We start from the raw sequence: 21,959 nt of genomic DNA, 5'->3' as shown, positions 1-21,959 counted from the left end.
CAGCGATCGGAAGGTTATTCTGTCATCGTAGTGGCTAGTGTGAATGTTCTCAGCTGATTTTTTATAGCTACACCATTCAATTTGTTTAAGGAGTGCACTCATTCATGGAACAATTCAGATTACCCAAAATACCGATGCCACCTGTTGCATTGCCACAAGCCGTTCAGGCTGTAATGGAAGAAGCGGAGCAGAAGCTGGCGCATCGACCGAAGCTGCTTCAGCTATTCAAGAACTGTTTCCCTAATACGATTGAAACAACAACGAAATTAATGGATGACGGCACGACTTTTGTCATCACTGGCGATATTCCAGCTTCCTGGCTGCGTGATTCCGTGGAGCAAGTGGTGCACTATATTCCGTTTGCGAAGGAAGATCAGGATCTGCAACGCATCATCGGCGGTCTAATCAAGCGTCACATCCAGTACGTTCATATCGACCCGTATGCCAATGCCTTCAATGAGACTGCCAATGATTGGCACTGGAACACCACCGACGTGACCGAGATGTCACCTTGGGTGTGGGAGCGCAAATTCGAGATTGATTCTTTGTGCTTTGTCGTGCGTCTCGCTTATTTATATTGGAAAGAAACCGAACTGACGGATATTTTCGATTCCAGCTTCAAAGCCGCAATGCGCAAAATCGTGGATTTGTTCCGGGTGGAGCAGCATCACATGGAGCAATCACCATACAGCTTTACCCGCAATAACGGCATTGCTACGGATTCAATCCGCAATAACGGACGAGGCATGCCCGTTAATTACACAGGCATGATCTGGTCCGGTTTCCGTTCCAGTGATGATGCGTGTGATTTCCATTACAACATTCCAGGCAATATGTTTGCCGTCGTTGCCCTGCGTCAGATGCAGGAGTTCGCGGAGTGGGTATTCCGGGATATGGAGTTCCTGCAGGAGCTTAAGGATCTGGAGGCGGAAGTAGATCATGGTATTCAACTGTACGGTATTTACCGTCATCCTGAATTTGGCCCGATCTATGCTTATGAGACGGATGGTTTCGGCAACTACTGCCTGATGGATGATGCGGGTACACCGGGACTGATGTCCATTCCGTATCTTGGCTACGTCACAGCGGATGATCCGATCTATCAGAATACGAGACGTTTTGCGCTCAGCAAAGAGAATCCGTTCTATTATGAGGGCAAAGTTGCCAAAGGAATCGGCAGCCCGCATACACCGCCGGATTACATCTGGCATATGGGTCTGTCCATGCAAGGATTGACGGCCCAGTCTGCTGAAGAGAAGCTGGAAATCATTCGGATGCTGGAAGCAACAGATGCAGATACAGGGTATATGCATGAAGGTTTCCATGCCGATGATCCGACGATTTTTACGAGAAAATGGTTTGCTTGGTCCAACAGCCTGTTCTCCCAGTTGGTCTATAAATCCATAAAGGATGGTTTGCTATGAGTAGCGCACAGGTGAAGAGAACCAAGCTGATTATTTTCTCTGATCCAACGTTTCCGGTGGAAGGCACGTTGCCAACGCAAGGTGCTCTTGATTCATGGAAAGCATCGGAAGAGATCATCGTTGTGGGCGCGGATGAATTGGCTTCGGCTTTGAGCAGGGCGGCAGGTGAAGGATGTTTCGTGAACCTGCATGCACCCTATTTTCCCAAATCCGCTTGGACCGAAATTTCAGCTTTTCTTCATCAGGGCGGAAGTCTGATCAGCATTGGTGGCGCACCATTCAAACGTCCTGTTCGTCAGGAGAATGGGGCATGGATTTCCGAGTCGGAACAAACGGCGTATCACCAGGAACTTTACATTCATGAGGCGTTAAAGGTATCCGCAGCCAAAGTGGATTCACTAAGTTCATCAGAAGATATTCCACTCCTTGCAGGCAAAGAGGGACTGTTCGAGAGTGCGGATACGTGGAATCTGGTACCTCATACAACCAAAACAAGCGATTTGCCACATCAGATGGGTTCCTCAGGTCCGATGAGCACGCAGATTTCTCCGCTGCTCCGCGGCCGCAGCAAGGATGGTGGCAGCATCGCTGCCCCAATCGTATTATGGGAAAACTCCCGCAGTACGTTTGCCGGTTCGCGCTGGCTGTTTGTGCATCTGCCTTTGACGGCTACCTTCTGGGAACAGAACGGAGCAGCCGAAATGGTGAACTGGGCGCAGTATTGCGCCAAAGGTGTAACCGAACTATCTCTGAAGCCGAACTATGCTTCGTATGAACTGGGTGAACGAGCTTCACTGATCCTTCAAACCCAAATTCTACAGCGTGCGGGTAGCAGACGAAGTGAGCCGGAACTTTGGACGTTTGATCTAACAGTTGAACGGGAAGATCGCACAAACGGCACGGTAGAGAAAGTATGGAATCATCAACTGGAGATGGAGCTTTCCGGCGAACAGCGTTTTGAACGCATTCTTCTTCCGGTTTCAATCGAGAGTGGGCTGTACCGAATCGTGGGTCGTGTTCAGGCACCTGATGGAGAAGTTCGCATACTGCGGCAGGGCTTCTGGGGTCAGGACGCAGCGTTGTTGGCAGAAGGGGAAGTCATTACGCGCAGCAGAGATTATTTTATCAAAGACGGTCGTCCGTTGCCTGTTGTTGGTATGACCTACATGACCTCTGACGTGGCACGGAAATTCCTGTTCCTTCCCAATGCGGATGTGTGGGATCGGGATATGGCACAGATGGCGAAAGCCGGCATTAACTGGATTCGGACTGGAATCTGGACTGCCTATCGCAACATAATGCAGGTGGATGGTCACATGTCCGAGGATGTACTGCGCGCTATTGATGCGTTCCTGTTAACGGCAAAACGGCATGGCCTTCAAGTGACGTTCACCTTTTTCTCCTTTACACCCGAAACGTGGGAAGGAACAAATCCATATTTGGACCCGCAGAGCGTAGATGCACAGAAACGATTCATCCGCAGCATTGTGAGTCGTCACAGACATTCCACACATGTGGACTGGGACTTGATTAATGAACCGTCGATGTTTGATCCTGTGCGCATATTCTCCGATGGGCCACGTTCGGCAAGAGATTCATATGAGCAGCAGGCGTTTATCGAGTGGCTTCAGCAGCGGCATCAGACGATTGAAGCGTTGCAGGAGGCATGGAACATGTCACCTAAGCAGCTCCCGGACTTTACCGCAGCAGTCATTCCTGAACCGGAAGAGATCAATTTCGATGTACAGGACATGCACAAGGCTAAAAAAGGAACACGCTGGCTCGATTATTGTCTCTTTTCCATGGAGATGCATAATGTTTGGGCGAGAGAGCTTGTAGGCACGATCAAGGATCTCGTTCCCCATCATCTGGTTACCGTAGGGCAGGATGAAGCTCTCGGAGCACAGCGGCCTTCACCGTTCTTCTATGAGCGGGAAGTGGATTATACAACAGTGCATTCCTGGTGGCTCAACGATGATCTGATCTGGGACGGCATTTTCGCCAAAACACCACATAAACCCAATCTCATTCAGGAGACAGGCATCATGTATGTGGAAACCCCGGATGGCCGGGCCAAACGCACAGAGGAAGAGCTTCACAGCATTCTGGAGCGCAAATACGCTTATGCCTTCTCAACAGGTGGTGCCGGAGCAGTGCAATGGATCTGGAATACCAACTTCTATATGGATAATGCCAATGAATCTCATATCGGAGCGCTGCGAGCGGACGGTACGGAAAAGCCTGAGGCGGATGTGTCTTATGATTTTGGACGATTTATGGAGCAGATTCGTGACCTGTTTACTGATCGTGAGCTGGAGGAAGTTGCAGTGGTCTTCCCGTATTCCAACGACTTCTCAAACCGTGCCCTTGCCTACGATGCAACAACGAAACTTACCCGTGTGATGGCTTATGAGTTGAAGCTGCCGTTCCGGGCTGTGTCCGAGTATCATCTGGAAGCATTAAAACAGCAGCCACCGAAGCTGATCATGGTTCCGAGTCCGCACAACATGGACAACGGTGCGTTAAGCGAGCTGCTGAACTTCGCGGAGAATGAAGGAGCTACGCTGCTTATTACCGGACCGCTCGGGTTGGATGCCTATTGGAAGAGAACAGAACGAGCAGATCATCTTGTCGGACAGCGCAGTCTGGGCAACGTACAGCGAGAAGAAATGCTGAATATTAACGGGGTGAATCACCGCGTCACGTATGGTCGTCGCCGGATTGCTGAGGTGGCGAAGGAATCATTGCTTCATGTGGAGAATCATACACCTGATGAAGTAGTATTACTGCCATTAGGCAAAGGCAAGTTGATCTGGAGTCCGCTGCCGCTGGAGTTAAACGGCCGGGATGAGCCGCTGGCAGACCTGTATCGATATGCGTCAGAAGTGGCTGGCATTGAACATGAGCTGGAATGGGTATCTGGCGGTGATCTGGCAGGGGTGTATGGCCGGAAGCTGAGCTTCCCGAAAGGAAATCTGTACGTATTCGTGTCAGAGTTCGCTTGGGATCATGAGGTGAAAGTCAGAGATAAGCGTACGGGAGCTCTTTACACGTTCCTGTTGGAAAAAAATCGCTCTGTGCTGTTTGCCACAGATGCTGCCGGACAGCTGCAAGCCGTGTATCGTCCGGATGAGGTAGAGATTGTACAACAAGAGGTAGAGGGGGAATAATTCAATGACCAAACCGACAAGCAAATCGAAGAGAGCACATATTATTTCTCATACGCACTGGGATCGGGAATGGTATCTTCCGTATGAGAAGCACCATATGCGATTGGTTCAACTGGTGGATTCATTACTGGATCAGCTCGATCAGGGCCCTGATTTCAAAAGCTTTTATCTGGACGGCCAAACCATCATCATTGAGGACTATCTCCAGGTTCGACCTGAGCAGAAGGAACGGCTGGAGAAGCATATTCGTGATGGACGAATTGTCATTGGGCCTTGGTATATTTTGCAGGATGCCTTCCTGACCAGTGGTGAAGCGAATGTACGTAATATGCAGGTCGGACATCGGGATGCAAAGCGTTACGGGACACCTTCAAAGATCGGATACTTCCCAGATACCTTTGGACTGGTGGGACAGACACCGCAGCTTATGCTGCAATCGGGTATCGATAATGTCTTCTTTGGGCGAGGCGTGAAGCCAACGGGCTTCAACAACACGGTGTCTGACGCTGGATACGAATCCAGTTTCTCAGAGCTGATGTGGGAAGGCCCGGATGGATCGAAGGTGCTCGGTGTTTTATTTGCCAACTGGTACTCCAACGGAAATGAGGTTCCAGTGGACGAAGCTTCAGCCCGCAAGTTCTGGGAAACCAAGCTCGCGGACGCAGAGAAATACGCATCGACGAATGAGCTGTTGTATATGAACGGGTGTGATCATCAGCCTATTCAGAAGGATCTGCCTGAAGCCATTCGTATGGCTGAACAATTACATCCCGATATCGAGTTTGTTCACTCCAACTTCCCGGACTATCTGTCAGCGTTGAAAGAATCTGCGGTTCAGGAGCTGTCTGTTGTAAAAGGAGAGCTGCGCAGCCAGCGTACCGATGGCTGGGGCACTCTGGTGAACACGGCTTCGGCTCGCGTTTATCTGAAACAGATGAACCAGTTGGGACAAGCAATGCTGGAAAAGGTGGCTGAGCCACTGGCTTCTTTTGCTCACCTGCTGGGTCATCCTTATCCTCATGATCAGTTTACCTATGCTTGGAAAACGTTGATGCAGAACCATCCGCATGACAGCATCTGTGGCTGTAGCGTAGACGAGGTGCATCGAGAGATGGTCACACGCTTTGATAAGAGCCGTCATGTCGCTGAGGCCCTGATTGAGGATAGCACCAGCCAAATCGCAGCAGCGGTCGATACTTCAACCTTTGAACGCTATGGTGAAGAAGCGCGGCCAGTGGTAGTGTTTAATACATCGGGATGGGAGCGCAGCGGTGTGGTTCAAATGGAATTGGATGCGGCCCGTCTGTACTTCCGCGAAGGTTTCTCATTGGAAGATATGGCTGCCAAAATGAACGCCATTGACCTGTCAGGTCGTATATTGGTGGATGAAGAAGGTAAACCAGTTCCGTGTACGGTAGAGGATCTGGGTCTGCAATTCGGCTATGATCTGCCGGATGATCGATTCCGTCAGCCATATAGCTGCCGTCGGGTCAGAATTACGTTTGAAGCAGGGAATGTGCCTGCACTTGGCCTGAAGACGTATGCTTTGGTTCGCATGAACAGCAATGCTTTGAGTGATTCAAATGCTGTTGCTGGGGAATCAGTAGCTACCAATGCGACTTCAACTACACTGCTGCGTGGTGAACGTGGCATCGAAAATGAATATTTGATCGTAAATATTGCAGACAATGGCTCATTTACACTCACGGATAAACGGACAGGCCGGACGTACAAGGATCTTGGCGTGTATGAAAATGTCGGTGATATCGGCAATGAGTACATGTTCAAACAGCCGGAGAACGAAGTGGCATTGACTACGAAGGACCTTAAGGCAGAGATTCGGGTCATCGAAGATGCGCCTTACAGAGCTTCGTATGAAATTGTTCATCATTGGGAGATTCCTGAGTCCGCCGACGAAACGCTTGATCGTGAGCAGCGTGAACTCATCTATTACCCGCATCGCAAAGCGCAACGTTCCAAGCAAATGGTTACGATTAAAATCCGAACCATTGTGTCGTTAAGTCGCAGTGGAAAAGGCGTAAAGCTCGAAACAACCTTCAACAATCAGGCGAAGGATCATCGGGTGCGGGCACTCTTCCCAACGGATCTGACAGCGGCTGTTCATCACGTGGACTCGATGTTCGAAGTTGCTACTCGCGATAATACACCTGCACCGGAATGGCAGAATCCGAGTAACACCCAGCATCAGCAAAGTTTTGTTGATGTGAGCGAGGATCAGGCTGGATTGGTTGTAGCCAATCTGGGTCTGAATGAATATGAGGTTCTTGAGGATGGTCGGAATACGATTGCCGTGACATTGCTTCGTGCCGTGGGAGAGCTTGGAGACTGGGGATTGTTCCCGACACCGGAAGCTCAGTGTCTCGGCGAGCATTCCTTCCAGCTGGAGATCATCCCTCATGATGGGAACGGAGCTACCTCCGGAGCGTACATTGATGCCTATCAGTTCCAGATTCCATGGACTGTGGCTCAGACGAACGTACACCCGGGTTTCCTGACGCCAAGCAACACACCGTTTGAGTGGCAAGGGGACGGTCTTGCATTTTCTTCACTGAAGGTGAACGAGGATTCGGGTGATCTGATGTTACGTTGGTATAATATGAGATCCAATACGACTGAGTTGAAGTTTGCTGCTTCTGAGTCCATCCCGCAAGCATTGGAAGAAGCATATCAAAGCAACATTCTGGAGGAAGAGACAGGGAAGCTGAATTCTTCTATTATAAATGAATCTTCCACTGCCTTGATCAGCAAGGAATGGGCTCTGCAGGCGGGACCTTGCGAGATTGTTACCGTGGGGTTGCGTAGATAATTTTGCAGCCGCCTTGGGATCACTTTTTTGCATACGGTTCTACCTGAAGTTCTGCGTACTGTCATGGAATGGATAATGCTTTTTCCAGCTGAAAATGTTGAGTTATTCCTCAAGTTTATATAGAATGAACAGTAGCATTACAAGCGATCGAAGGTTACCCTGCCATCATGATGGTCATCGTAAAATTCAATTGTTCATTCTATATTGAAACTATTAAGGAGGCTTGAAGCCATGGAATCCTTGGGAGGACTGCTTCAGCAGCTGAATCCTTCCTTTCGTGAACAGTCGCGGCGGATTGCGGCGGAATTGATGGAAGATCCGTACGTACGCGAATTCCGCGCAGGTCATCCTGAACTGAAAGATGCACAGCTTATTACCGATCTGAGCAAGCTGTATCAGTATGCCAAAGATTCGAAGAACTGTGCGAATTGTCCGGGGCTCGACAACTGTCCTAACGATTTCCAGGGTCACTTTTGCAAACTGGAAGTAGAGCATTTTAACGGTAAACCCGAAATTATAGATAAAAAAGCACCTTGTTCCAAACATATCGCCCGGCAAAATGAGCATGTTATCAAGCAGAGAATCCGCAGTTTCTATGTGGACGAGCGTGCGCTCAATGCAGGATATAACGATGTGGAAATTATGGGCAAGGATCGGATGCGTGCTCCGGCGGTGAACCAGGTTCTGCGTTATATTAACGACACCAAGGAGAATGGATTGTCTCCGCAAGGACTGTTTTTGGAAGGATCATTTGGTACGGGCAAGACGTTTCTGATGTGTTATCTGCTGCATGAACTCGCGGTTGTGGGCCACACAGGTGTCATCATTTACATGCCTGACTTTGTGGAGGATCTGAAATCCATGATCAGTGAAGGAAACAAGCTGAAGGAAACGACGGATATTCTGAAAAGCTGTGATCTGCTCATCTTTGATGATATTGGGGCAGAGAATCTGAACCCATGGGTTCGGGATCATGTGATGGGTTCCATTCTGAACTACCGTATGAATCGCAAACCTACATTTTACACGTCCAACTATAACTTGGATGGGCTCGAGAAACATCTTAGCTTCACAAGCAGGGACGGCGAGGAAATGAACAAAGGCCAGCGTTTGATGGACCGGATTCGTCCGTTTGTTGATGTCATCTCGGTTCGGGGTGAAAATCAGCGGGGCAAACGTTAATTCCTATTCATGTTATCGATATGCTCTGATTTATTTTTACTCGTATAGTCCCAAAAAAAGCCTGGCTTTCGCATTATCGCGAAAACCGGGCTTTTCTGGCCCTGCGTGCAGGCCTGAGTGTCCTATTCGGTCAGAAATTTGAAGATAACCATACCGAAAAAGATGACCGTCATCAGGCCAGCCATGCCAGTAACACCCGCTATCAGATCAAACAGATCGTTACGGGGTTCCTCGTTCACATGTTCACGCGGGTCGTTGATCCGCACATTTGCATCCATGGTATTGCCTCCTTATGGGGATAACAGCTTGCCCTTACAGGGAGCTGAAGCCCGGAGTAATTTTAGTATACTTGGAAAAGAAAGCGTTTGTAAAGATTTTGCAGCGAACCTGCCAAGTTCTTCAATTGTGAAGATTTGATGTTGGGAAGATGAATATTGATGTGTTCATTTCACAACATTAGAGTACCTGTGTTATACTGGAAGTGTCGTTCACGACGTTACAGGTTAAAATAAACCGTAAGTATATATAAGGAGGACAATTTCATGGCTATTGTTAACGTATCCGATCAATCCTTCAACGCTGAAGTCGAAGGCGAAGGAACGGTTCTTGTTGATTTCTGGGCGCCTTGGTGTGGTCCTTGTAAAATGCTCGCTCCAATCCTGGAAGAGCTGTCCACCGAAGTTGGCGATGCAGTGAAAATTGCTAAAGTCAATGTGGACGAAAATCCAGAATCCGCTTCCCGCTTCGGCGTAATGAGCATTCCAACATTGATCTTCTTCAAAGATGGTCAACCAGTTGATAAAGTGGTTGGTCTGAACTCGAAAGATGCTCTCAAAGGAATTATCGCAAAACACCAATAATTTACCAAGATTTCACATACGCCTCCGGTTATGCGCCGGGGGCGTTTTGCGTCGAAACCTTTCATATAGGACAATATAAAGTATAATTATTTTTATACGATAACGTAGAGTGCAGAACCGGTCTGGAAAAGCGCAGCGTTCGCCTAAAGCTTTCTGAAAGAAAGCTGCATCGAAAGCATACGCTATCACCGGATTTTCCCATTGAAAAAAGGGAATCGAAAAAATCTGGGGATAACAGCGATTGGAAGGTTGTTCTGTCATCGTAGTGGTATAGTGTAACCTTTTATTTAACTTTTTTCGGGAAGGAGGACCCACCGAATTATGGATGAATTCGTTACAAACGTGCAGGAACAGGAGAAGGCACTGGAGCAGATCCGCCACAAGCTGGCTTTGCTGCCCGACATGTCCGGCTGTTACCTGATGAAAAACAGTGAAGGTACCATTATCTATGTAGGTAAGGCCAAAGTACTGAAGAACCGCGTAAGATCCTATTTTATCGGCAGTCATAATGGAAAGACACAGCGTCTGGTGTCCGAAATCCGTGATTTCGAATATATCGTAACCGGCAGTAATATGGAAGCACTCATTCTGGAGTGTAACCTGATCAAGAAACATATGCCGCGGTATAACGTGTTGCTCAAGGATGACAAGACATTTCCTTACCTTAAAATTACGAATGAAAAGCATCCCCGGCTCGAAGTGACCCGGCGGGTGCTCAAAGATAAAGCCAAATACTTCGGACCTTATCCGAACTCGTATGCGGCACACCAAACGAAAAAGCTGCTTGACCGGATGTATCCGTTGCGCAAATGCGGCGTGATGCCGAAGGAAGTTTGTCTGTATTTTCATATGGGTCAGTGTCTTGCTCCCTGTGTGAAAGAAGTGGGCAAGGAGCAATATGATGAGATCTCCCAGGAGATCAGTTCCTTTCTGAGTGGTGGGCATGAGGAGATCAAGAAGGATTTGCAGCGCAAAATGCAGGAAGCGGCTGAGGATCTGTATTTTGAACGTGCCAAGGAACTTCGGGATCAGGTCATCTCCATTGACGCGATGATGGAAAAACAGAAAATTACGATGGCGGATGCCAGAGACCGCGACGTGTTTGGTTTTGCCATTGATAAAGGCTGGATGTGTGTCCAGATTCTATATATGCGTCAGGGGAAAATGATCGAACGACACGTATCGACGTTCCCGTTTTACGGTGATGCATACGGTGATTTTATGTCTTACGTGACCCAGTACTATAGTGATAATCCAGCATTGCCGCAGGAAATTTTACTGCCGGAAATGCCAAAAGATCTGGCAGATGGTGAAGACAGCGCGGATGCTGTATCTGATATAGATGGAGCGGTATCTGCGGCCGTGACAGTTGAGTCAGAACAGACAACACGGTTGGCACAAGATTTAACTATGGAGCCACGTGTTGCAGAGTCCCGTGCATCTTATGGGGATATCCAACCAGATGTAGAAGCAGAAGAAGCTGCGATGGTTATCCAGGACGACGCTGTTGCTGAGGCGGATGTATTGGCTGATAAACAGCGCCCAGGCCTCGAAGATCCTTCTCAGGTCGCAGCTGCATTGCAGGAATGGCTGGAAATCAAAGTCCACATCCCGCAGCGTGGGTTGAAACGGCAGATGATCACGATGGCGGTAGATAATGCACGTGTAGCGTTGGAGGAGAAATTCCGTCTGATCGAGCGCAACGAAGAGCGGACCTCAAAGGCTTCTGAAGGTTTGGGACGTTGGATTGGCCTGGATCAGCTGCATCGGATCGAAGCGTTCGATAACTCAAACATCCAGGGAACGAATCCGGTATCTGCCATGATTGTATTTACCGATGGCAAACCGGATAAAAAAGAATACCGCAAATACAAGGTGCGTTCGGTTGAAGGACCGGATGATTATGAAACGATGCGAGAAGTCATCCGTCGCCGTTACGAACGGGTGCTGAAGGAAAACTTGACCCAGCCTGACCTGATTGTTGTCGATGGAGGTAAAGGCCAGATTTCGGCCGCCGTGGACATTTTGGAGAATGAATTGGGATTGTTTATTCCGGTATGTGGTTTGGTGAAGGATGCGAAGCACAAAACCTCACAACTGATGATCGGCAATCCGCCGGAAGTCATTTCCTTGCCGCGTGACAGTCAGGAGTTCTACCTGTTGCAGCGGATTCAGGAAGAGGTTCACCGTTTTGCAATTTCGTTCCACCGGGAGCAGCGCGGAAAATCGATGGTGACTTCCCGTCTGGATGCCATTCCAGGTATCGGTGAAAAGCGGCGCAAGCTGCTGCTGAAGCATTTTGGCTCTTTGCGCAAAATAAAAGAGGCCAGCGTCGAAGACTTCCGGCCTCTATCTATTGGTGACAAGCTTGCGAATCAGATTATTGCAGCACTTCGTGATGAGGAGTCGTAACATACGGCTTCTCTTTTTGTTTTGGATTCAGTTTGTAAATGACATAACCAACAATTCCCGGAAGCACAATCCAGAAGAGTCCGGCGGAGATATTCAGCACATCCCCCATGAAGATCAGGCTCAGACCCATCAACAGGCTATCAAAGATAACATGTGCGAATACAACGGCGATGAAGCCGTGACGCAGCATAATCAGACTGAACAAGAGTCCGATGACAGTAAGTTCTATCGGACGTGTAATGACCGGATAGATTGGATACAAGGTGTGGCCCAGTGCCCAGATCAATGTGGGGATGAGGCAGGCAATGAACGTGTTTCGTACTATCTTCTGCATCATGCGAATTCCGAACAAGCGATAGACCGTTTCCTCACCAATCCCGGCCATCCAGGCCATAATCGGGAAGATCCAGGCATAACTCATGTTGTACGTGGACTGATCAGCCGATGTCGTCGACCAAGTTCCAATACTCCGCTCCAGAACGAAGAACAGTACAGATTGCACGCCCAGCAGAATCAATGCCCACAGGTAACCTGTATACATACTGTGCAGTACATATTTTCCGTATCCGGGCTCTTTGGCCCGAGGCCAAGGATTCAGACCGATTTTGCGCCACATGCCGTCTCCGGCAACGAGCGACAGATAGATGGTTGCACTCATGACCAGCGTTATCCCCGCCTGCATGACCATCAGGAAGGTCAGCATAAAGTTAGACAGCCCCTGCGCCTGAAAGAGCGGAATCATGTTCAGGGTGCCAATAACGGAAGCCGCAAAGTATACCAGAGATAGTACGATTCCGCGTTTGAATGACGTATGTGCTCTCGTCAGAATACTGTAGATGATCGCGAGTGCACCAAGCACAAATGTCAGGAAAGCATAACCGCCGTAAGTCATCCAGTTGGCTTGCCGGGTCTGATTTTGTACATAGTCGGTATGGGAGGTAGGAACCGAGAAGACCGATTCGAAGGAGCGGACCGCTCCATTTTCAAACGTGAAATTCAGTTCCAGCTTGGAATCTCCAATTTGTTTTCCATTTTCCGTGTATTGCAGCCCTGCTTCTTCTTCACGGGTGTCCAGTTGAAGTTTCGGCACAGTATACCCGAATTCGCCAAGTACGCCAGCGGCAAGCTGCTCTTTTTCATTTAGGGAAAGGTTATCTTCAGCTAAACGTTGGGCAGCATTCACTTTACTTTTGTCCTGCTCAGCCTCAATGGATGCATACAGGGAAGAAGGGAGTTCGCGCTTGAAACCGACAACTTTTCCTGTTCTCATATGTACGTCAACATTCAAATAACCGCCTTTGTCCTGATCGGGCAAACGAACGCGGTACACATCGTAAGGATAGGTTGTTTCCCATTTCTTGTTATAGGTTTCTAACTGCTTGGTTTTGGCCATATACCCATAGATATCGGAATGGGTTTGGTATGTCACCAGCTCGTTTCCGGTATCCGTCGGAAGGGTATAATCAGGTAGAGAAGCTGCAAAAGATCGTGCCGACTCCGCCGCTTTCTCCTTGCTTATGAAGGAAGTAGACTGGATATCAGTCGTTTGCGATGAGGTGGCAGGGAAGATTTGAAAAACGAAAAACAGAATCAGGCCAATCGCCGCAAGCAACCCTAAACGCTTGAAGTTAGCTTTGAGTACCAAAGGCTGCCCTAAGGGATTCATTTAATATTGTTCCTCCTTTATTAATATGGATATTAAAGTAAAGATAGCACAGCCCAAGCCCCGAATGCCAATGGCGAAACGAGAAGTCGTGCAAATGCATGAAAACGAATGAAAATGATCGAAACAATCTGATCTATCCGTCGCCATATCTGAGTTTTTCCCTTTTTGACGGAATTCGATGCTATTTACACAAAAATCGTTTTGTATACAAACGTCGCAGCGCTTATAATTTTGAATCAAATGTCCAATATTCCGCATGTCTTTAGGCTAACAAGGGAACGAATAGAAAGTATAAAATGTATTCCAACCTAATGTATATGTGTTACAGCAAAAATCATACATGTTTACGCTCCGAAATGAGGCTTTCCAAGTGCTTGGCTATTCCGTCAAGTCATATGGAAAAGCGCTTCGGAGAAAGGCTCCACGGTCGTGGGGTCATTTTCTTTTTGGCAGAGGTGGATGATACTCAAGTGAAAATGAATGTTCAATGGATGCGTCTATCACCACCCCGAATTCTGGTCCTAGGGTTCGCGGGTATTATATTGCTCGGGACACTTCTGTTGATGCTCCCAGCATCCAGTCGAAGCGGGGTCAGCCTTCCTTTTATTGACGCACTCTTCACCGCGACTTCCGCAGTCTGCGTAACAGGGCTGGTTGTGGTGGATACGGGTACCCATTTTTCGACGTTGGGTCAGATTGTGATTGCAATCCTGATTCAAATTGGCGGCCTCGGCTTTATGACGATGTCGACACTGGTGGCAATTGCATTCAAACGGCGGATCTCTTTGCGTGAGCGGTTGATTTTGCAGGAAGCGATGAACCAAAGTACGATGGAGGGGATTGTCCGCCTTATTCGCAAGGTTGTAGTCTACTCGCTCATATTGGAAGGCATATGTGGCACGTTGTTCGCCATTCGCTGGTCGTTCGATATGCCAATGGGACAGGCTATCTATTATGGATATTGGCATGCCATCTCTATGTTCAACAATGCTGGGTTTGATATGTTCGGAGAATTCCGCAGCTTAACCGGGTATGTGTATGATCCGCTCGTGAATTTTACAGCCATGTTCCTGATTATTGCAGGTGGTATCGGTTTTGTCGTTCTGTCTGATCTGGTGGAGTATCGGAGGACGAAGAAGCTGTCGCTGCATTCCAAAGTGGTATTGCTGGCAACAGGATTGTTAATCGTATTCGGTGCACTGGTTATTTTTGTGTTTGAATTCAGTAATCCCCGGACATTGGGTGGCCTGAACTGGGGTGGCAAAATTCTCGGTTCGTTCTTCCAGTCCATTACCCCTCGAACGGCAGGGGCGAACACGGTAGATATTGCTGGACTGAGACAGGCAACGCAATTTTTCCTCATTATATTAATGTTCATCGGGGCTTCCCCCGGTTCCACTGGAGGCGGCATTAAAACAACCACATTCATCATTATGGCCGGAGCTGTCATTGCCATGATGCGGGGACGGGAAGATATCGTCTTTTTCAGATATCGGCTTCTACAGGAACGGATTTTCAAAGCACTGACGATTACGCTGCTGGCCCTGTTGCTCATTATTGCCGTAACGATGGTGCTTAGTACGACGGAAGACAGCAGTTTTTTAATGATATTATTTGAGACAACATCCGCCTTCGGTACCGTAGGTTTATCTATGGGACTTACACTGAAGCTGACCACGATCGGCAAGCTTTTGATCTGTTTCACCATGTTTGCGGGACGTCTTGGACCGATTACGCTCGCGTATGCACTTGGACAGAAAAAGGGTAAAGAGTTGTACAGGTATCCGGAAGGCAAAATGATTATTGGATAAGGGGTTCGTGAAGAACAATGAAAACACAGCAGTTTGCGGTAATTGGGCTTGGGCGCTTTGGCTCCAGTCTGGCACAGGAATTAATGGAGCTTGGGTATGAAGTGCTGGGTATCGATAAAAATGAAGAAGTCGTCGAAGACATAAGTGAATTGGTCACCCATGCCGTCGTCGCGGATTCAACTGATGAGGAAGTGCTGCGCTCCCTGGGCATCCGCAATTTTGACTGCTGTATCGTTGCTATTGGGGCTGATATCCAGACCAGTATTCTCACTGCCATTTTACTGAAGGAACTCGGTGTAAAAACAGTTGTGGCCAAAGCCATTTCGGTTCTTCATGGACGGGCACTGGACAAGCTGGGGATCGATCGTGTCGTTTATCCTGAGCGTGACATGGGAATTAGGGTTGCCCATCAGCTCGTCACCCCGAATTTGCTGGATTATATCGAATTGTCAGATGATTACAGTATTGTGGAGATGAAGGTTCCAGCCTGTCTGCATAATAAAACGCTGTCCACTCTGAATGCAAGAGTACGCTTTGGTTGCAGCATTGTAGCCTTGCAAAAGGAAGCCGGGGTCATTATTGCCCCGACTGCACTGGACTCGCTTCAGATGGGTGACATCATGGTGATTATCGGCATGAATGATGACATTGACCGTTTTGAGGAAGAAGTGATCAGCCAGGAGAGCTGACTCCTTTAAACGGAAGGCTGAACGCTGAGCGTAGATAGAGCCCTCGGCTGATTGATATGAATGCTAAGGCGTCGTAGTCCTCCGTGAGGGCAGCGGCGCCTTTGCTGTAAAGAGCGCAGCCGTTTCCCTGACCCACTGTCTGGAGGTTTGGCTGAGGTCTTCCTTTTCCCCATAGATCATGCAGGTTGTTCGCCGGGTCTGTTGCAGCTGAGGCAGATACACAGAGACGAGATCATTATCCGCAAGCAATTGAGGGCGGAGATATGATTTGGGCAGCAGTGCTGCGGCTTTGCAGGTAGGCAGGAGGCGGACAATCGCTTCAAAGGAATCGATCTCCATGCGAATATCCGGCATCACGGCGCAGCGCTGGAAGAGGTCGTCGGTTAATTTGCGGTACCACGTCCCTTTGGAGAACGTAATCATCGGCAAGTCCTGCAAATGCTCCATTCCGGCCTCCTTGCCGGACAATGGATGCGTCAACGGCACAACCAGCTCCAGATGATCATCGAAGAGCGGCACACAATTCAGCCCGGCCTCGCTAATAGAGGACGCAACGATGCCCACATCGGCTTTTTTATCCCGGACAAAAGAGACAATTTCATGCGTTTTCCCTGTCACCAGTTTGATCTCCGCATTCGGATGTTTCTCCATAAATGCATTAACCAGTGGTGGCAATGTAGTTTGAAGTGTCGTCAGACTGGCTCCAAGCGTAATGGAGCTTTGCTCTTCGTCCTTGTACTGGGCCAGCATGGTCAGAAATTTCTGCTGCTGCTGTTTCTGCTCTATCGCGAAAGTGTAGGCGAACTGGCCTACGCTGGTTAATTCAAGTCGTTTACCACGGCGATGAAAGAGCGCCACGCCGAGTTCATCCTCCAATTTGGAGATTTTTCGAGACAGCGCGGGTTGTGACAAATTTAGCAATTTCGATGCACGGTTCAGACTGGACTGCTCTACAACCACCGCAAATGCGTTTAATTCCTCGAACATGAGCACTAACCTCTTTTCTAATGAAGGTACTTTGCGTGAGGCATCTCCTTGTCAAATATTTCTCCATGTTGTATGGCCTGCACGTCCCATGTTTATAACTTATACCTATAGGTTATAACATTTAATAATTATATTGCAATTCCCTTATAAGAAAAAAAGGAGTAACATGAAGCGTGACACAAGTTGTTCACACCTGAAGAAAACGGAACAATTTGTCGAACCTTTCCTTGGGAAAGGTTTGTGTCATGATAAGTGAATTTATTTATGAAAACGTTGTATTTAGCGAAAGGGGATCGACATTTTATGAAAGGGTTTTACTCCAGAAAGCTGCACTCCTTGCTTGGCGTCATTCCGCTCAGTCTGTTTTTCATTGAGCACATGGTGACGAACTTCTCGGCAGTTGAAGGCGGCAAAGAAGGCTTTAACGATGCAGTTGCATTTCTGAATGGCCTGCCGCTCGTGATTGTACTTGAAACGCTTCTCATCTGGTTGCCGCTGTTCTATCACGGTGTATATGGTTTGTACATTGCCTATCAGGCCAAGCCTAACGTGGGACGTTTTGGCAATGAGCGCAACTGGCGCTATACGTTGCAGCGCGTCAGCGGTGTCATTACGTTTGTGTTCGTTATCTGGCACATTTGGGAGACTCGTTTCCAGGTTGCGCTGGGGAATGTCACACACGAAGAGCTTGGCGGTGTCATACATGGAATCGTGATGAATCCGGTGACGTTTATTTTATATCTGATCAGTGTGGTTGCGGCATCCTATCACTTTGCCAACGGCTTGTGGTCGTTCCTGGTTAGCTGGGGGATTACTGTCGGTCCGCGTGCGCAGCGTGTATCTTCCTACATCTGCATGAGCTTGTTTGCTATCGTAGCCATCATGTTTATTGTATCGTTGCTTGCTTTCCGGAGCATGGATTTCCAGGTAGCGACTTCGATGATTGAAGCAGTTAAGACAGTTCTGATTTAAGCATTTAGACTTAAATGCTGACTTATAAGGGAGTGAACAGCAATGGCATCATCTAATGTAATTATTGTGGGCGGCGGTCTCGCGGGGTTGATGGCGGCGATCAAATCGGCTGAAGCCGGAGTCCATGTTCATTTATTTTCACTGGTTCCTGTAAAAAGATCCCACTCCGTATGTGCCCAGGGCGGCATCAACGGTGCGGTGAATACCAAGGGTGAGGGCGACTCCCCATGGGTACACTTTGACGATACGGTATACGGCGGCGACTTCCTCGCGAATCAGCCTCCAGTCAAAGCGATGTGTGAAGCGGCACCGGGCATCATTCACCTGATGGACCGGATGGGCGTAATGTTCAACCGGACACCGGAAGGTTTGCTCGATTTCCGTCGTTTCGGCGGAACGAAGCATCACCGTACGGCATTTGCCGGTGCAACGACAGGACAACAATTGCTCTACGCGTTAGATGAGCAAGTACGTCGCTGGGAAGCAGCAGGTCTCGTTAAGAAGTACGAGAACTGGGAGTTCCTGCAGGCTGTTGTGGATGACGAAGGCACCTGCCGCGGGATTGTGGCACAGGATCTGAAAACGATGAAGGTACAAACGTTCCCTGCAGAAGCGGTTATTCTGGCGAGCGGCGGCCCTGGCATTATTTTTGGTAAAACAACCAACTCGGTTATCAATACAGGTACTGCCGCAAGTGCGGTGTATCAGCAAGGTGTGAATTACGCGAACGGTGAGTTCATTCAGATTCACCCGACAGCCATTCCAGGAGATGACAAGCTTCGTCTGATGTCCGAATCGGCTCGTGGTGAAGGTGGACGGATCTGGACGTACAAGGACGGTAAGCCTTGGTACTTCCTCGAAGAAAAGTATCCATCATACGGTAACCTTGTTCCGCGTGATATCGCGACGCGTGAAATTTTCAGCGTTTGCGTGGATATGGGCCTCGGCGTGAACGGCGAGAACATGGTATACCTCGATCTGTCACACAAAGATCCGAAGGAACTGGATGTGAAGCTCGGCGGAATCATTGAGATTTATGAAAAGTTCATGGGCGATGACCCACGCAAAATCCCGATGAAAATCTTCCCGGCAGTCCATTATTCCATGGGCGGCATGTGGGTGGATTATAATCAAATGACAAACATTCCAGGACTGTTCGCAGCTGGTGAATGTGAATACCAATATCATGGTGCGAACCGTCTGGGTGCGAATTCCCTGGTGTCTGCAATCTACGGTGGTATGGTGGCTGGACCGAAAGCGGTTGAATATATCAAAGGACTCAAAAAATCGTCCGCAGATATCAGTTCTTCCGTATTCGATGGTTATACTAAGCGCCAAACCGATAAGTATGAAGGCATCCTGAACATGCAGGGCAGTGAAAACGCCTATGTCATTCACAAAGAGCTTGGCGAGTGGATGACAGCGAACATGACCGTTGTACGTTACAACGATAAACTGGAAGCTACTATCGGCAAAATCAAGGAATTGAAAGAGCGTTACGGCAAAATCAATATGTACGACACTTCCGGTTGGAACAACCCGGGTGCGGCATTTACCCGTCAGCTATGGAACATGCTTGAACTGGCAGAAGCGATGACTCTGGGCGCGCTGCTGCGTAACGAAAGCCGTGGAGCGCATTACAAACCGGACTTCACCGAACGGAACGACGAGGAATTCCTGAAAACAACGATCGCAAGCTGGTCGAAGGAAGGTCCAAAAATTTCGTACGAGCCTGTAGACGTTTCCCTGATCCCACCACGGATCCGGGATTACTCGAAGGATTAAGAAAACAGAAATTTTGGCCTATTAATAAAGTTTAAAGATTTAGCATCCTAACGGAAAAAGCAGTAGACACGTAGAAGCGAAGCATTCGCGAAGCTTCTCAAAGCTACTGCCAACCAGAATGAATTATTGCTACTTCCAGTAAAGCGATCTATAGCACGATGTAGCGGAGGAAGCGGAAATGTCCTAAAGAAGCGAAGCACTCGCCTTTTGCCGCCTAACACCAAGAGGAGTTTATTCTATATTTACAAGATTTAAAAACTAACACCTTAACGGAGCAGGCAGAAGAATACTGAAGAAGCGAAGCGTTCGCCTTTATCCCCGGATTTCCACCCTTTAAGGTGGATCAAAGAAATCTGGGGGTAACAGCGATCGGAAGGATCTTCTGCCAGTGGAGTGACCATGTGTGAACATTGTGGTCTTGTAACGATAGCAATCAATCATCGTCACCAAAGGAGGGGACAACGATATGACGGACACAGCTACAGCAAAAAAAACCGTCAAGTTTATCATCACCCGTCAGGACAGCCCGGAGTCATCTTCGTACAACGAAGAGTTTGAGCTTCCGTACCGTCCCGGCATGAACGTTATTAGCGCCCTGATGGAGATCCAACGGAACCCGGTTAATACGGAGGGCAAGTCCATTGCCCCGGTTTGCTGGGAATCGAACTGTCTCGAAGAAGTCTGTGGAGCATGCTCCATGGTTATCAACGGCAAGCCGCGTCAAGCGTGCGCAGCCCTGATCGATAAGCTTGAACAGCCGGTTCGTATCGAACCGATGAAAACCTTCCCGGTGGTTCGTGACCTCGTCATCGATCGTACCCGGATGTTTAACGCCCTGAAACGGGTTAAAGCGTGGATTCCAATTGATGGTACCTACGACCTTGGTCCAGGTCCGCGGATGCCGGAGAAGAAGCGTCAGTGGGCTTACGAGCTATCCAAATGTATGACATGTGGTGTATGCCTCGAAGCTTGCCCGAACGTCAATGAAAAAACAGACTTTATCGGTCCAGCTGCACTTTCTCAGGTACGTCTGTTCAATGCTCACCCAACAGGGGAGATGAACGCCGAAGACCGCCTGGAAGCACTTATGGAAGACGGAGGGATTGAGGGCTGTGGTAACTCGCAGAACTGCGTACGTTCTTGTCCAAAAGGTATTCCATTGACTACCTCCATCGCCGAAATGAACAAACAAACAACCAAACACATGTTCAAACGCTGGTTGGGCGTGTAATCTAGTCATATAGCAGAACTTCGATCTGCACCATTAGAAGAAGTCTTGATCTTGGGCGCATGTAGCCTAAGAGCACGGCTTCTTTTTCTGTATGCTCAGAGGAACCGGGCTAGTCATGCAGAATATGGTATACTAAGGGGATGGATTTCGAGCGGAAGAAGGAGGGGGACGCATGGGAGAAACACCGCGTGAGGGCAGCAAGATCTCGCCGCCCCGGCGCTCACAGTATGGAACTGATTCGGAGAACCCCATTTTCCCTGGAGAGGAAAAGGATCACGATCCCTCCCGGCGCAGTTTTTTGCTACGCATGATCTTAATGACGGCGAGTGCCAGTTTGCTCACAGGAGGATATGCCTGGTTATGGGAGCCGCGTCATCTGGAAATCAAGCACGTTGAATTGAAATTGCCCAAATTTCCAAAAGCATTCGAGGGACTGCGTGTGATTCAGTTCAGTGATGCTCATCTTGGATTCCATACGGGGCTGAAACAAATGGAGAAGCTGGCTGAAACGATACGGGAGCAGCAGCCTGATCTGATTTGTTTTACCGGAGATATGGTTGAACGGGAAGCAGAACCGATGCGTGAATGTATTCCTGTACTTGCCTCGATGCAAGCGAAGTATGGCAAATATGCCGTATTGGGGAACCATGATTATCGTGGCCAGCAGCAGCATGAAGTGGAGCTGATGTTCAAAGAGGCTGGGTTCACACTGCTCCGAAATAGTCATGTTTTGATTGAACGCGGTGATTCACGTATCGCGATAGCAGGTCTGGATGACGCGCTTACGGGCAAACCTGATCCTGCTGTAGCAATCAAGGGACTAAGTAGAGAGGTCTGGAAACTGTTGCTTATGCATGAGCCTGATTATGCAGACATTGCGGCACCGTACAGTTTCGGTTTGCAGCTCTCCGGACACAGTCTGGCGGGCAGGTACGTTTTCCTT

Annotated in this window: 15 protein-coding genes; 12 read left to right on the top strand and 3 right to left on the bottom strand. The window is 48.6% G+C overall.

Annotated features, from left to right (window positions below; all coding sequences use genetic code 11):
- The first annotated feature begins 104 nt into the window (after positions 1-104).
- The 4 genes from AMS66_RS24220 (at position 105) to dnaI (ending at position 8,603) form a co-directional block, all read left to right on the top strand.
- Positions 105-1,424 carry a glycoside hydrolase family 125 protein gene (locus AMS66_RS24220; RefSeq protein WP_053783227.1) on the top strand — a complete coding sequence of 440 codons (1,320 nt, stop codon included), beginning with the start codon at positions 105-107 and terminating at the stop codon, positions 1,422-1,424.
- On the top strand, positions 1,421-4,594 hold the full coding sequence (locus tag AMS66_RS24215; protein WP_053783226.1) for a beta-galactosidase: 3,174 nt from the start codon (positions 1,421-1,423) through the stop codon (positions 4,592-4,594). The genes AMS66_RS24220 and AMS66_RS24215 overlap by 4 nt, the downstream gene beginning before the upstream one ends.
- A 4-nt stretch (positions 4,595-4,598) precedes the next feature.
- The gene (locus AMS66_RS24210; RefSeq protein ID WP_053783225.1) at positions 4,599-7,421 is read left to right on the top strand and encodes an alpha-mannosidase; all 2,823 of its coding nucleotides are present in this window, start codon (positions 4,599-4,601) and stop codon (positions 7,419-7,421) included.
- Between the two features lie 231 nt (positions 7,422-7,652).
- Positions 7,653-8,603, top strand: a complete 951-nt coding sequence (dnaI, locus tag AMS66_RS24205) for a primosomal protein DnaI (protein ID WP_053783224.1) — start codon at positions 7,653-7,655, stop codon at positions 8,601-8,603.
- Positions 8,604-8,725: 122 nt separating this feature from the next.
- On the opposite strand, the gene AMS66_RS32485 is transcribed toward dnaI, so the two are convergent.
- Positions 8,726-8,881, bottom strand: a complete 156-nt coding sequence (locus tag AMS66_RS32485; protein ID WP_144424596.1) for a YqzM family protein — start codon at positions 8,879-8,881, stop codon at positions 8,726-8,728.
- A gap of 264 nt (positions 8,882-9,145) precedes the next feature.
- On the opposite strand from AMS66_RS32485, the gene trxA reads away from it, so the two are divergent.
- A complete protein-coding gene (trxA, locus tag AMS66_RS24200; RefSeq protein WP_017692451.1) occupies positions 9,146-9,463 on the top strand; it encodes a thioredoxin in 318 nt (105 codons plus the stop codon).
- A gap of 321 nt (positions 9,464-9,784) precedes the next feature.
- Entirely contained in the window at positions 9,785-11,875 is a 2,091-nt protein-coding gene (gene uvrC, locus AMS66_RS24195; protein ID WP_053783223.1) for an excinuclease ABC subunit UvrC, read from the top strand.
- Here uvrC and AMS66_RS24190 read toward each other — a convergent pair.
- Positions 11,844-13,541, bottom strand: coding sequence for a CPBP family intramembrane glutamic endopeptidase (locus AMS66_RS24190; protein WP_053783222.1), 1,698 nt, complete (start codon positions 13,539-13,541; stop codon positions 11,844-11,846). The genes uvrC and AMS66_RS24190 overlap by 32 nt on opposite strands.
- Before the next feature lie 476 nt (positions 13,542-14,017).
- Between AMS66_RS24190 and AMS66_RS24185 the strand changes: the two genes are divergently transcribed.
- Both AMS66_RS24185 and AMS66_RS24180 read left to right on the top strand, forming a co-directional pair.
- Entirely contained in the window at positions 14,018-15,352 is a 1,335-nt protein-coding gene (locus AMS66_RS24185) for a TrkH family potassium uptake protein (protein ID WP_053783317.1), read from the top strand.
- A gap of 17 nt (positions 15,353-15,369) precedes the next feature.
- Complete coding sequence (locus AMS66_RS24180) at positions 15,370-16,041, top strand: potassium channel family protein (RefSeq protein ID WP_053783221.1); 672 nt, start codon at positions 15,370-15,372, stop codon at positions 16,039-16,041.
- Between the two features lie 63 nt (positions 16,042-16,104).
- Here the strand turns inward: AMS66_RS24180 and AMS66_RS24175 are convergent, their stop codons facing one another.
- The gene (locus AMS66_RS24175; RefSeq protein WP_053783220.1) at positions 16,105-17,028 is read right to left on the bottom strand and encodes a LysR family transcriptional regulator; all 924 of its coding nucleotides are present in this window, start codon (positions 17,026-17,028) and stop codon (positions 16,105-16,107) included.
- A gap of 303 nt (positions 17,029-17,331) precedes the next feature.
- Here AMS66_RS24175 and AMS66_RS24170 point away from each other — a divergent pair, with 303 nt between their 5' ends.
- The 4 genes from AMS66_RS24170 to AMS66_RS24155 form a co-directional block, all read left to right on the top strand.
- A complete protein-coding gene (locus AMS66_RS24170; protein WP_053783219.1) occupies positions 17,332-18,000 on the top strand; it encodes a succinate dehydrogenase cytochrome b558 subunit in 669 nt (222 codons plus the stop codon).
- Between the two features lie 42 nt (positions 18,001-18,042).
- On the top strand, positions 18,043-19,785 hold the full coding sequence (gene sdhA / locus AMS66_RS24165) for a succinate dehydrogenase flavoprotein subunit (RefSeq protein ID WP_053783218.1): 1,743 nt from the start codon (positions 18,043-18,045) through the stop codon (positions 19,783-19,785).
- Positions 19,786-20,251: 466 nt separating this feature from the next.
- Positions 20,252-21,016 (top strand): succinate dehydrogenase iron-sulfur subunit, encoded by a 765-nt coding sequence (sdhB, locus tag AMS66_RS24160; protein WP_053783217.1) that lies wholly within the window; start codon positions 20,252-20,254, stop codon positions 21,014-21,016.
- 172 nt (positions 21,017-21,188) lie between these two features.
- On the top strand, positions 21,189-21,959 hold a 771-nt coding region (locus AMS66_RS24155; RefSeq protein ID WP_053783216.1), incomplete at its 3' end, for a metallophosphoesterase.

Source organism: Paenibacillus xylanivorans, from assembly GCF_001280595.1.
Taxonomy (GTDB): Bacteria; Bacillota; Bacilli; order Paenibacillales; family Paenibacillaceae; genus Paenibacillus; species Paenibacillus xylanivorans.
This window is presented reverse-complemented; position numbering and strand designations above follow the sequence as displayed.

Excerpts from the sequence above, each read along its gene's own strand:
- AMS66_RS24175 (WP_053783220.1), bottom strand. The coding sequence starts at position 17,028 with ATGTTCGAGGAATTAAACGCATTTGCGGTGGTTGTAGAGCAGTCCAGT.
- dnaI (WP_053783224.1), top strand. The coding sequence starts at position 7,653 with ATGGAATCCTTGGGAGGACTGCTTCAGCAGCTGAATCCTTCCTTTCGT.
- AMS66_RS24190 (WP_053783222.1), bottom strand. The coding sequence starts at position 13,541 with ATGAATCCCTTAGGGCAGCCTTTGGTACTCAAAGCTAACTTCAAGCGT.
- AMS66_RS24210 (WP_053783225.1), top strand. The coding sequence starts at position 4,599 with ATGACCAAACCGACAAGCAAATCGAAGAGAGCACATATTATTTCTCAT.
- AMS66_RS24220 (WP_053783227.1), top strand. The coding sequence starts at position 105 with ATGGAACAATTCAGATTACCCAAAATACCGATGCCACCTGTTGCATTG.
- sdhB (WP_053783217.1), top strand. The coding sequence starts at position 20,252 with ATGACGGACACAGCTACAGCAAAAAAAACCGTCAAGTTTATCATCACC.
- uvrC (WP_053783223.1), top strand. The coding sequence starts at position 9,785 with ATGGATGAATTCGTTACAAACGTGCAGGAACAGGAGAAGGCACTGGAG.
- AMS66_RS24215 (WP_053783226.1), top strand. The coding sequence starts at position 1,421 with ATGAGTAGCGCACAGGTGAAGAGAACCAAGCTGATTATTTTCTCTGAT.
- AMS66_RS24170 (WP_053783219.1), top strand. The coding sequence starts at position 17,332 with ATGAAAGGGTTTTACTCCAGAAAGCTGCACTCCTTGCTTGGCGTCATT.
- AMS66_RS24180 (WP_053783221.1), top strand. The coding sequence starts at position 15,370 with ATGAAAACACAGCAGTTTGCGGTAATTGGGCTTGGGCGCTTTGGCTCC.
- sdhA (WP_053783218.1), top strand. The coding sequence starts at position 18,043 with ATGGCATCATCTAATGTAATTATTGTGGGCGGCGGTCTCGCGGGGTTG.
- AMS66_RS24185 (WP_053783317.1), top strand. The coding sequence starts at position 14,018 with ATGAATGTTCAATGGATGCGTCTATCACCACCCCGAATTCTGGTCCTA.
- AMS66_RS32485 (WP_144424596.1), bottom strand. The coding sequence starts at position 8,881 with ATGGATGCAAATGTGCGGATCAACGACCCGCGTGAACATGTGAACGAG.
- trxA (WP_017692451.1), top strand. The coding sequence starts at position 9,146 with ATGGCTATTGTTAACGTATCCGATCAATCCTTCAACGCTGAAGTCGAA.